Source organism: Streptomyces sp. NPDC059477, assembly GCF_042749375.1.
GTDB lineage: Bacteria > Actinomycetota > Actinomycetes > Streptomycetales > Streptomycetaceae > Streptomyces.
This window is the reverse complement of the sequence record NZ_JBHYUG010000152.1, coordinates 1-11,263: the sequence shown is the minus strand read 5'-3', so window position 1 is coordinate 11,263 and position 11,263 is coordinate 1. Positions and strand designations below refer to the sequence as shown.

9 protein-coding genes are annotated in these 11,263 nt (G+C 71.7%); 1 reads left to right on the top strand and 8 read right to left on the bottom strand.

What is annotated here, in order from left to right:
* Positions 1-19 precede the first annotated feature (19 nt).
* The 5 genes from ACFXAZ_RS38360 to ACFXAZ_RS38340 form a co-directional block, all read right to left on the bottom strand.
* On the bottom strand, positions 20-1,303 hold the full coding sequence (locus ACFXAZ_RS38360; RefSeq protein WP_384601336.1) for an MFS transporter: 1,284 nt from the start codon (positions 1,301-1,303) through the stop codon (positions 20-22).
* Positions 1,304-1,408: 105 nt separating this feature from the next.
* Complete coding sequence (locus ACFXAZ_RS38355; RefSeq protein ID WP_384601333.1) at positions 1,409-2,749, bottom strand: ADP-ribosylglycohydrolase family protein; 1,341 nt, start codon at positions 2,747-2,749, stop codon at positions 1,409-1,411.
* 293 nt (positions 2,750-3,042) lie between these two features.
* On the bottom strand, positions 3,043-4,131 hold the full coding sequence (locus tag ACFXAZ_RS38350) for a Gfo/Idh/MocA family protein (RefSeq protein WP_384601330.1): 1,089 nt from the start codon (positions 4,129-4,131) through the stop codon (positions 3,043-3,045).
* 27 nt (positions 4,132-4,158) lie between these two features.
* The gene (locus tag ACFXAZ_RS38345; RefSeq protein WP_384601327.1) at positions 4,159-5,169 is read right to left on the bottom strand and encodes an NAD(P)-dependent oxidoreductase; all 1,011 of its coding nucleotides are present in this window, start codon (positions 5,167-5,169) and stop codon (positions 4,159-4,161) included.
* Between the two features lie 176 nt (positions 5,170-5,345).
* A complete protein-coding gene (locus ACFXAZ_RS38340; RefSeq protein ID WP_384601324.1) occupies positions 5,346-6,782 on the bottom strand; it encodes a DHA2 family efflux MFS transporter permease subunit in 1,437 nt (478 codons plus the stop codon).
* Positions 6,783-7,072: 290 nt separating this feature from the next.
* Between ACFXAZ_RS38340 and ACFXAZ_RS38335 the strand changes: the two genes are divergently transcribed.
* Entirely contained in the window at positions 7,073-8,059 is a 987-nt protein-coding gene (locus ACFXAZ_RS38335; protein WP_384601322.1) for a ribokinase, read from the top strand.
* A 394-nt stretch (positions 8,060-8,453) separates the two neighbouring features.
* On the opposite strand, the gene ACFXAZ_RS38330 is transcribed toward ACFXAZ_RS38335, so the two are convergent.
* The 3 genes from ACFXAZ_RS38330 to ACFXAZ_RS38320 all read right to left on the bottom strand — a co-directional run bounded on the left by ACFXAZ_RS38330 (position 8,454) and on the right by ACFXAZ_RS38320 (position 11,069).
* Positions 8,454-9,521: a LacI family DNA-binding transcriptional regulator gene (locus tag ACFXAZ_RS38330; RefSeq protein WP_384601319.1), complete on the bottom strand. Its 1,068-nt coding sequence runs from the start codon at positions 9,519-9,521 to the stop codon at positions 8,454-8,456.
* 93 nt (positions 9,522-9,614) lie between these two features.
* The gene (locus tag ACFXAZ_RS38325) at positions 9,615-10,532 is read right to left on the bottom strand and encodes a ribokinase (protein WP_384601316.1); all 918 of its coding nucleotides are present in this window, start codon (positions 10,530-10,532) and stop codon (positions 9,615-9,617) included.
* Between the two features lie 171 nt (positions 10,533-10,703).
* The gene (locus ACFXAZ_RS38320) at positions 10,704-11,069 is read right to left on the bottom strand and encodes a hypothetical protein (RefSeq protein ID WP_384601313.1); all 366 of its coding nucleotides are present in this window, start codon (positions 11,067-11,069) and stop codon (positions 10,704-10,706) included.
* Positions 11,070-11,263: the final 194 nt, after the last annotated feature.

The window sequence follows — 11,263 nt, the reverse complement described above, 5'->3', positions numbered from 1 at the left end:
TGGGTGGGCGTCCTCGTCGCTACCGTGTCCGTGGTTCCAGGGTGTCCAGGGTCGCCAGGTCGCGGTCCGCTGTCTCCCGGCCGGTGAACGCGGCTATCGAGGCGATGACGCACACCACCGTGGTGAACAGGGCCGGTGGGATCCAGCCCTGCGGGCCGGTCTGCTGGATGGCGTAGCAGATGGTGGGGGCGAAACCGGCGACCAGGAAGCCGAGTTGGCTGCTGATGGCGACGCCGGTGGTGCGGACGTTCGTCGGGAACATCTCCGTGAACATGGAGAGCTGGAGTGCTTGCCCTGCGTTGAGGAATCCGTAGGCCAGAACCTCCAGGACGAGGATGTAGAAGAGGTTGCCGTTCTTGAGTGCCAGGAAGAGGGGGAAGATCAGCAGGCCGCCGATCAGGACGCCGCCCGCGAACACCGGCCTGCGTCCGAAGCGGTCACCGAGGACGCCCCACAGCGGCAGCAGCGGTGTCGTCACGACGATCACGATCAGCTGGACGGTGAGGAGTTTGCTCGCGTCGAGACCCACCGTGTCGACGCCGTAGCCGAAGGCGTAGACGCCCACGACGGTGCCCGGGACCGCCATCAGGCAGAGCAGGATGACCCGGACGACGCTCCGCCAGTGATGGCGGAACAGCGGGGCGACCGGATAGCGGGCCACCTTGCCCTCGTTCTTCGCCTCGACGAACACCTCGGCGTCCTTGATCTTGCTCCGGAACGCGAGCACGATGATCGTCCAGATCATGCTGGCGAGGAACGGGATCCGCCAGCCCCAGCTGAGCAGGTCCTCCTCGGGCAGCGCCAGGATGGGGATGAAGGCGAGCTGTCCGAGCACCGCGCCGACCCCGACGCCGACATTGATGAAGCTGACGAAGAACCCACGGCGTTTGGTGGGCGCGTGCTCCATGGTCAGCGAACTGGTGCCGGCCTGCTCGCTGGAGGTGAAGAAGCCCTGGGCGATCCGCAGGATCACCAGCAGGACGGGCGCCGCGAAGCCGATCGTGGCGTATCCGGGGAGACAGCCGATCAGGAACGTGGCGATGCCCATGCCCGTGATGGTGATGACGGTGACCTTCTGACGGCCGATCCGGTCGCCCAGCGGGCCCAGGACGAACGCGCCGATGGGTCCGGTGATATAGGCGACCGCGAAGGTCGCGACGGCACCGATGCTCGCCAACTGGGGATTGTCGGCGGGGAAGAAGACTTTGCTGAAGACGACCGCGGCGACGATTCCGTAGATCGACGCGTCCAGGAATTGGAAGGTCGTGCCGAGAAAGCTCGCGAACGCCGTCCGCTTCGCCATCTTCAGCTTCTGTCTGTCTTCGTCACTCGTTGACTGCACTGTCAATTGGGTCATTCGACTACTCGATTCGCGTACGGCCCGAGAGGGGGACGGGGCTGCGGTGGGTCACCAGATGTCGCGTGGCGTGTACGCCTCGGCCGCCACGGCCGACGTGCTGTTCCGGCGCAGTGCGGTGGCCACCTCGACGGTGTGCGCCACCAGGGAAGAGATCGGTACGCCGTCATAGCCGAACACCGCGCTGCGCACGGTGTCCTTGAGCGGCGCGGTCCAGCGCTCGTCGATGGCCGCGGCGAGCGGGCCCGCCACCGAGCCGGCCGTCGCCCCATTGGAGTCGGTGTCCAGTCCACCGAGGACGGTCAGGGCGATCGACCGGTCGAAGTCGCCCTCGGCCCACAGCAGTCCGGCGGCCAGGACGGCCGCGTTGACCACCGTGTGGACCGTGCCGTAGGAGCCGAGTCCGGCATCGATCCGCGCCCGCGCCTCCTCCCAGGTCAGCCCCAGGTCGTACGCCTCCCGTACGGCGGTCAGGGCCGCGTACAGCCGCGAGCGGCGCGGGACGACGGTCAGTGAGCGGTCGTACGCCTCCCGGATGCCGCCCGCCGTGAAGGCCGCCGCCACCAGCGCGGCGCACCACATCTCGCCGTACACGCCGTTCGCCCGGTGCGACAGCGTCGCGTCCCGGTAGGCCAGTTCCGCCGCGCCCGCCGGGTCGCCCGGCCGGACGTAGCCGAAGACGTCGGCGCGGATCGCCGCCCCGATGTACTCCCGGTAGGGGTTACGGGTGTCCGCCGCGGCCTCGGGGGCGGCACCGGCCGCCAGATTGCGCAGGGCGACCCGCTCGGCGGTGTAGGTCTGGAGGAAGGGCAGGAGGGTCAGCCAGGCGGCGGCCACGTCGGCGGTCGTGAAGGCCGGGCCCACCGTCCGCAGCAGATGCAGGTTGAGGACGGTGTAGTCGATGTCGTCGTCCCGCGCCGAGCCGTCGACCCGGCCCCGGGTCGTCTCGGTCCAGCAGGGGACGTACTCGGGGAAGCCCTCGCCGGTGTCCTCGACGGCCGGGAAGTAGTCGGTCAGCGGCCAGGCGTCCTGCGACTCCAGGAAGGCCCGCAGGACCGCCGGGGACCACTCCCCGAGGCTCTCCACCGGCTTGCCGAGCATGTTGCCGACGATCCGGCCGTGCCAGGCCCGGGAGACCTTGGCCGGGTAGTCCGGCGGGAGTCCGGGGCCGGGGTTCTCGGACAGGCCGGGGCCGGTGGCCGGTGCGGCGTGGGCGTCGGGCGCCGGCCAGTCCGACTCCGCGATGATCTCCGCCAGGGTCTCGGGCTCGACATAGGCCCAGTCGGGGCGGTGGGCCGTCGCTTCGAGGTCCGTGAGGAATTCCTGTGCCCGGGTCTGGGCGAGGGCGTCGATGCCGCCCTCGGCGGAAATCCGTTCAGCGATGTCGGACACGTCGTATCCGCTCTCCGTCCGCTGCGCGAGTTCCGCCCGGAGGAGATGTTGGTGATTGAGTGCGCCGTGCAATGTGACTCCTGCGCTTTCGCAGACGAACGTACTTTTGCCGACAACCTCGGCGGACGACATGTCCAGAGAATCCGAGCGACGAGAATCACATGGTCGATCTCAGGCCCGGCGAGGGTTTTGGCTTTGACTTGCTATTTCGCTTCACTCATATCAACACGTGTTGCAGGATGAGTCAACACGTGTTGCACGATGTATTTGCCCGTCTCTCGCATGAGGTTTCCTCACTGCTCGAAGGACGGGATCTCCACCACCGAGCCGCCGTTCATCGCGGAGGTGTGCGCGGCGAATCCCGCCGCCGTCCACTGGGCCGCGACCACCGCGTCCAGGGCGGGGCGGCGGCCCTCGACGACGCTGCTCACGAACTCGTGCACCAGGCGCGGAGCGGCGCCCCAGTACAGCTGGCTGCCCCGGGCGAGGGCCGGCGGCATCGTGTCGGACAGGTCCGGCGGTGTGTACGGGACCGCCTCGACCATGCGTCCGCGCCCGCCGGGACCGTGCTCGCCCCAGGAGAAGTAGAGGGGCGCCTCGTCGGTGGTCCGGCCCCATTCCAGGCCGTGCCGCTCCCCGTAGAGGGAGAAGGACTCCACCGGTGCGCGGGTGGTGCGGAACATCGACCGGGTGACCTGGAGGGTGGCTGTCGAGTCCGCCAGCTCGTACAGCGCGGTCTCCATCGGGTACGGGTTGTCCCACACCGCGCGTTCGTCCGCGGGCAGCCGTCCGGCGCCGAGCGCGCGGACCGTGGTGGGGCGGCTGCCGAGCGCCGCGAGCATCGGGGACAGCGCGTGGGAGGAGTACCACATCGGCGGCAGCCCGACCCAGTAGCCGGGCCAGCCCTCCATGTCCTGGTGGTGCTCGCCGCGCCCGAAGACCACGTCCCCGAACTCCCCCGAGTCGACCAGGCCCTTGATGTGCACGACCGGGTCGGAGTAGGCGCCGGTCTCCATCATCATGTAGTTCAGCCCGGTGCTGTGCTGGAGGTCGACGATCCGCTGGAGGTCGTCGGGGTCGAGGCTCGGGGTGACGGCGACGGCACAGTGCTTGCCCGCGCCCATCACGGCGAAGGTCTGCTCGGCGTGCAGATGCAGCGGGGTGAGCAGATGGACCGCGTCGACGTCCGGTGCCCGGAGCACCGCTTCCAGCGAGGGATGGGTGTCGGTGCCGGGGACGCCGTGCGCCCGCGCCACCCGCTCCAGGACGTCCGGTGCCGGGTCGCACAGCACGACCCGTTCCACCTCGGGGTGCGACTGGTAGATCGGCACCCACAGCTCGCCGAAGTTCAGCCCTACGACGGCGACGGTGATCCCGCTCATGGTTGTCTCCTGCTGGTGCTGGGATGGTCAGGCACTGCGGAACTGCTCGATCAGTGCTTCGGCGAACGCGCGGTTGGAGTCGAGGGTGCGGCCCGCGTTGTGCGGGGTGTGCACCACGTTGGGCCGGCCGAGCAGCGGGTCGTCCAGCGGTAGCGGCTCGATGTCGAAGACGTCGGCGGCCAGCGACAGCTCGTCGGCCAGCACGCGCCGGCGCAGCGCCTTGCTGTCCAGGATCTGCATCCGGGTGACGCAGACGACCAGACAGCCCGTGGGCAGCGCGTCGATCAGCCGGTCCGTGATCAGGCCCTCCGTCGCGGGGAGGTGGGGGATCATCGGCGCGAAGATCTCGGCGTCCGCGACCAGTTCCGCCAGCCGGAACCGGCGCCGGGCGCCGGAGCGGTGGAACGCCGGGTCGGGCGCCGACCGGCTCCAGCCGGCGACGTCCGCGCCGAGCGCGGCGCAGAAGGAGGCGTACCGGGTGCCGATGTTGCCCATGCCCGCGACCCGCACCCGCTTCCCCGCGACCGTGCCGGAGACGAACGCCGGGTCGTCGCCGAACTGGGCGGCCCGGGTGCGGGGACGGCCGTTGCCCTCGCCCGGGTAGTACGACCAGACGGCGTGGCTCTCGCGCATCGCGGCGTACGTCTGCGGGATGCGGCGCAGCCCGCCGATGGTGAGGCCGAGGGCGAACTCGGCGACGGACTGGGCCCAGTAGCCCTCGTTGCGCGGCACGTACACGGTGACTCCGCGCGCTGCGGCGGTGTCCGTGAATCCGGCGGCGCCGGGCACGTCGGCGAAGGCGGCCTCGGTCAGGTGCGGCAGCGCCGGGAAGGAGCCGTCGCCGTGGTCGAGGTCGTAGCCGAGCACGAGCAGGCGCCGGGTGTCGCGGGGGAGGTCCAGCTCGTCCAGGGTGCGCGGGTCGCCGGGCGCGAGCCGGACGAAGTGCGGGTTCGTGCCGCGCCACAGGTGCAGGGCGTGGTCGGCGGCGTAGGACCAGTGCCGTTCGAAGGATTCGTTGACGACGATGACGTCGGTCATGGGGATGGGTTCTCCTGCTCTTTGCGTCGGGATCGCTGTGCGGATCCCTGTGGGGATCACTGCCGTGATGGCTGTCGTGGCGGCCGTCGTGATCGGTGTCGTGGCGGCCGTCGTGATCGGTGTCGTGATCGGTGTCGTGGCTACTGGCCTGATTACTGTGGTGACCGCCGTGGTGGCTACTGTCGTGATCGGTTGGGTGACCGGGGTGCCGCTTCGGCCCCGGACGGCCGCGGTGGTGCCGAGGGCCGGTTGCGGGCCACCCGGAACGCCAGGGCGAACGCGAGCGCGGCGACGACGGCCGACGCGGCGAAGCCGATCCGTACGGCCCTGACCTCGCCCTCGACGGCGGCGCCGGGCCCCGCGGCCATCGCCGACAGTGAGAACACCGCCGCGAACACGGCGCTCCCGGCGGCGCCGGCCACCTGCTGGAGGGAGGCGATCACGGCGTTGCCGTGCGCGTACCTGCCCGGCGGCAGCGCTTCGAGGGCGCCGGTCACGGCCGGGGTGGACAGCACGCCCATGCCCAGTCCCATGAATCCGGCGTACAGGACGGCGACCAGCCAGACCGGGGTGTCGGTGCCCAGGAAGGCGAAGGCGGTGTAGAAGACGACCAGCGCCCCGGTGCCGGCGACCACGGGGACGCGTGCCCCGAAGCGATCGAAGAAGTGCCCCGCGAGCGGGCCCATCAGTCCCATCAGCAGCCCGCCCGGCAGCAGAATCGTGCCGGTGGTGAGGGTGTCGAGGCCGAGGACACGCTGAAGGTAGTAGGGCAGGGCGAGGAGAGCACCGTAGTACGCGGCCATGCACAGCAGCAGGATGCTCAGGCCGATCCGGAACTGCGGTGCCGCGAACACCCGGACGTCCAGCACCGGGTCGCCGGTCCCCGCCAGGGCCTTCTGGCGCCGGGCGAACAGCGCCACGCCGCCCGCCCCGGCGGCGACCAGTGCCGACGCGAGCACGATCCGCCCGGTCCCGTGCATCGCCTCGCCGAGCTGGCTCAGCCCGAGCACCAGGGGGCCGAAGCCGAGGACGGCCAGCGCCACGGACGGGAGGTCGAGCGAGACCTTGCGGGTCGTGCCGACGTCGGTGAGGAAGATCAGCCCGATGACGAGCGCGCCCACCGCGACGGGCAGCAGTACGACGAAGAGATAGCGCCAGTGCAGATACTGGAGGACCAGCCCCGCCAGCGCGGGTCCGATGGCCGGCGCGACCGCGAGGACGATCGTCACCACGCCCATGAGCGCCCCCCGGCGTCCGGCCGGGGCGAGGGTGAGCACGGTCGTCATCAGGAGTGGCAGCATCACCCCGGCCGCCGCGGCCTGCACGATCCGCGCGGCGAGCAGCAGGGCGAACCCCGGGGCCACCGCCGCGAGCAGCGTGCCGCAGAGGAACACCCCGCAGCTCGCGGCGAACACCACCCGGGTCGGGAACCGCTGGATGACGAACCCGGTGGTCGGGATCACCACGGCCATCGTGAGCAGATACACGGTGGTCAGCCACTGGGCGGTGTTGACGGAGATCCCCAGCTCGATGACCAGCCGCGGGATCGCGACGGTCATGATCGTCTCGTTCAGCACCACGACGAACGAGGCGACGAGCAGCACGCCGATCACGACACCCGTCCGTGCGGGTGCCGGAGATCCACGTCGTAGTCGCTGAGCCAAGGCCGGTTCCTGTCGTCTGGGTCGTGTGGGGGCGATGCGGTCGTGTGGGAGCGATGCGGAGGGGACCGGGGGCGGGAGCCGGCGCAGAGGGGTGTCGGGGTGGCGCCGGGTTCCGCCGTCGGGTCCTCGCGGGGCGCGGTGCTGGTTCGGCGCGCCCTCGCAGGTCTTATGTCAACACGAGTTACCTTTATGGTCAACACGTGTTGCGTGATGGAGAACAACTCCAGGGAAGCCCGTGGATGCCAGCGAGGGGAGACAAGATCGTGCCCGGCACCGTCGTCGTCGTGGGTTCGGCGAATCAGGACTACGTCATCGCCTGTACGGCGCTGCCCCGGCCCGGGGAGACGCGGCTCGCGGGGCGGCTGAGACGGTTCCCCGGCGGCAAGGGCGTCAACCAGGCCGTCGCGGCGGCCCGGCTCGGCGGGGCCGTCCGCTTCGTCGGCGCGGTCGGGGACGACTCCGACGGGGCGTTCCTGATCCGTGAGCTGCGGTCGGAGGGCGTCGACACGAGCGATGTGGAGATCACCACGGTCGCCCGGACCGGCCTCGCCTTCGTGTCCGTCCTCCCCGACGGCGAGAACGCGATCACCGTCGTGCCCGGCGCGAACTTCACGCTGGTCGCCGACCGCACCGCCCGTGCCGTGCGGCGGCTGGCCGACGCGTCCTCGATCGTCGTCCTGCAAGGGGAGATCCCGGTGCCCGCGCTCCGCGCGGCCGTCGAGACGGGGGTACGGTGCGGCGCGCGCGTCGTCCTCAATCTGGCGCCGTACACCGAACTCCCCGCCGAACTGCTGCGGCTCGCCGACCCGCTGGTGGTCAACGAGGTGGAGGCGGCGGCGCTGCTCGGCACCCCGGTCGCGGCGCTCGGCTCCCCGACGGAGGCCGCCCGGCGGCTGGCGGAGCGGGCGGCCTCGGCGGTGATCACGCTGGGCGGGGCGGGCGCGGTGTGGGCGCGGGGCCGGGACGGGGCGGCGGTGCCCGCTCCCCCGGTGGGGCAGGTGCTGGACACGACCGGCGCGGGTGACGCGTTCGTCGGCGGCCTGGCCACACTCCTGGCGGAGGGCCACGACCTGGACGCGGCGGTCAGCTTCGCGGTCGAGGTAGGCACGGTCGCGATCACCCGCGTCGGGGCGCAGGCGTCGTATCCGTCGCGGGCGGATGTGGTGGAGGCGGGGCGGGGCAGGAAGCGGGGCGAGGAGCCGTTGGCGGGGCGGAAGTCCTCTTGAAACGGGGGCGGCGGCTGCGGGTCCCGGGTCGGCCCCGGTTGCGCCGATCCAGCCTGACTTCCCCGGACGGTCCCGGTCGCCTGGTCCGGTCCCGGCGCCAGGACAGGTCCTCGTCCTCCGGTCCGGCTCGGGCAGGGCCTTGGTCGTTCCGGGGTCAGCCCGGACGGGCCAGGGTCAGCCCGGTCGGGCCTGCGTTGTCGGGGGTTGGCCTGGGCGGCCGGGTCAGGCGGGGGCAGCCGGGCCCTGGCCGGACCAGCCGAGGGCGGCCCAAGTCAGCCGGAGTCGGCTGGAGTTGGCCGGAGTTGGCCGACTTCGGCCGACTTCGGCCGCAGCAGCCAAAGGCCCCCGCACCGGCCAAGGCCAACCCCCACCAGCCGGGAACGCTGAGGGGCCGTCAGCTCATGCCGCCCGTCCACTGGATCGTGGGCTCGCAGCCGCAGCTTTCGCCGATGAGGAGGTTGCCGCGCAGCGAGAGGCGGGGTGGGCGGGGCTGGGTGTCGGTGGAGTCGCCGGTGGTGATGAGGGAGATGGCCGTGCGGACGATCTCGCGGAGCGGCCGGCGCATCGAGGTGAGCCGGGGGGCGCTGAACAGGCCCTGGCGGACACCGTCGTAGGAGACGATCGCCAGGTCGCCGGGGACGTCGATGCCCAGTTCGTGGCAGACGCGCAGGGCGCCGATGGCCTGGATGTCGCTGGTGACGACCACGGCCGTGGGCCGCAGTTCACGCCGGGAGCTGCGGTAGGAGTCCTCTTCGAGGAGCACCCGCAGGGCCATCGAGCCGCCCTCGGCGCTGACATCGGCGTGGCCCACGAGGTCGTCGCCGGCCGGCAGGCCCGCCGCGAGTTGCTGGTCGCGCCACGCCTGGACGCGCCGGGCGTCGTCCGGCCAGGTGGGCGGTCCGGCGATGCAGGCGATGACGGAGTGGCCGTGGTACTGGAGATGATCGACGGCGCGGCGGACGTCGTAGTACGAATCGGCGTACACGGACGGCGAGTCGGGCGACACGTCGGTGACGTCGTCCAGCACCACGTGCGGGGTCGACCACTGCCCCGCGGTAAAGCCGGTGGGCAGGGAGGCGGCGGACGCGATGAGCAGACCGGTCATCCGGCGGTCGTCGAAGGATCTGATCTGCGCCTCGTCCTGGGCGGCGTTGAACGCGCTGATCCCGATGGACAGGACATGGCCGCGCCGGGCGAGTTCGACCTCGACGGCGTGGGCCATCTCGGCGTAGTACGGGTTCATGGGGCTCGGCATCAGCAGTCCGACGGACATCGTGCGGCCGTCGCGGAAGGCGGTCGCCAGCGCGTCGGGCCGGTAGCCGAGGGCTTCGATGGCCGCCTCGACCCGGGCCCGCGCGGCGGCCGACACGGGGCGGGGGCCGCCATTGGTGACGTAGCTGACGACTGCCGGGGAGACACCCGCCATCCGTGCCACGTCCGAGCGTGTGACTTTCGGCGCCATCTGCTGCCCCTTACCTCGTTCCTCTCGGCGTCCCGACCCCACGCTCCACCGTTCCGGTCCCCCTGTCCCCCGGCCTTTGTGCCGTTCCACCCGTCAGCGCCTGAGCTGGCGGATGTCGCGGCGGTACGGGTACGAAGCCTGCGCGCCGACGCGTGACATGGCGACGGCGCCGACCTCCGCGCCGACCCGGACCGCCTCCTTCAGGCTCGCGCCCTCGGCGAGCAGGGTGACCAGACCGCCGACGAAGGCGTCCCCGGCGCCGGTCGTGTCGACGGCCGGGCCGACCCGGGGCGACAGGACGTATCCGCTGCCACCGTCGTCGGCCCAGGCCGCGCCGTCGCGGTCGGCGACGACGACCACGGACCTGGCGATGCGCAGGAGCGCCGCCGCGGCCTCCTCGGCCCGCTCCCTGCCGTCGATCGCGAAGCCGGTCAGCGCGGCGGCCTCGACGCCGTGGACGACGAGCGGGTCGGCGTGGCGCAGCACGTCCTCGTCGAGGTCGATGACCGGCGACAGGTTCACCACGCTGCGCACGGCACTCTGGGAGGCGGCGCGCACCACGGCGGTCACGACGTCGGCGGGGATCTCCGCCTGGACGACGAGGATCGCGTCCGGGGTGGCGAGCCGGCTCACCACATGGGCGGTCCGGGCGGCGCTGAGGGTGTGGTTCGCTCCGGGTACGACCGTCTGGGCGCTCTCGCCCGCCGGGAGGAGCGAGACGACGGCGAGCCCGGTGCGGTCGGCGGAGGTGATCTCGATCTCGCTGGTGTCGACGCCCTCGGCGCGCAGTTCGCGGATCAGCAGGGCCCCGTCGTCGTCGTCACCGACCGCGCCGACGATCGCCACCTGCGCCCCGAGCCGGGCGGCGGCCACGGCCTGGTTCGCGCCCTTGCCACCGGGGAAGCGGCGCAGGCTGTGTGCCAGCCGGGTCTCCCCACCGGTCGGCAGCGCGTCCACCGCGAGGACGTAGTCCTGGTTGGCCGACCCGACCACGATGAGGTTCCCAGCCATTGCTTCCCTTCGCCCGCACTTGCCCGTTCTCCGCCCGGCCCATGCTATTCCCCCATGTGACGGGGGCGACGGCGGTCACGCCGGTACGGGGGTGGCGGGGGCGGTGTCGCGGGCCTGTACCAGGTCGGCGCGGGCGACGCCGTGCCGGGCGAGGGCGTCGGCCAAGAGACCTCAGCCGAAGACCCAGGCCCCCGCGCCGGCGGCCAGGCCACCGGCCACACCGACGGTCACGCCCACCAGCTGAACCGCCCGCGCCCCCGCCATCGCCGCTCGGTCCCGGAGAGCGAGCAGAAACACGACGGCGGTGCCGACCAGCCCGTTGACCCCGGCCATGAGGAGCGTGAACCCCCAGTCGCTGTCGCCTGTGAACGCCCCGGCGACTGCCTGGATCACCAGCGACAGCGCGACGGTGACCATGAACGGCGGCCCGTGACCCGACCAGTGCGGGGCCGCCGGATTCCCGCGCCGCCGCATGTCACGGACGACCGCGACGACGATGACCGCCAGCGCGCCCAGGACCCAGGAAAAGGCGAGCACCCTCACTATGTTCCGGATCAATTCCATCGGGAAGCCACCTCGTTGCCCGTCGGGCGTGTGAGAACAACTCTCGCCCGCGCCACCACTGTTACGGGACCTTCCGGCGATCTTCCGCGCCCGCCCCGATTCTGTCCAATCCCCCCAATCCCCGGTCCGCGCGTCACCTGACCCCACGCACCACGGCGGCGTACTCC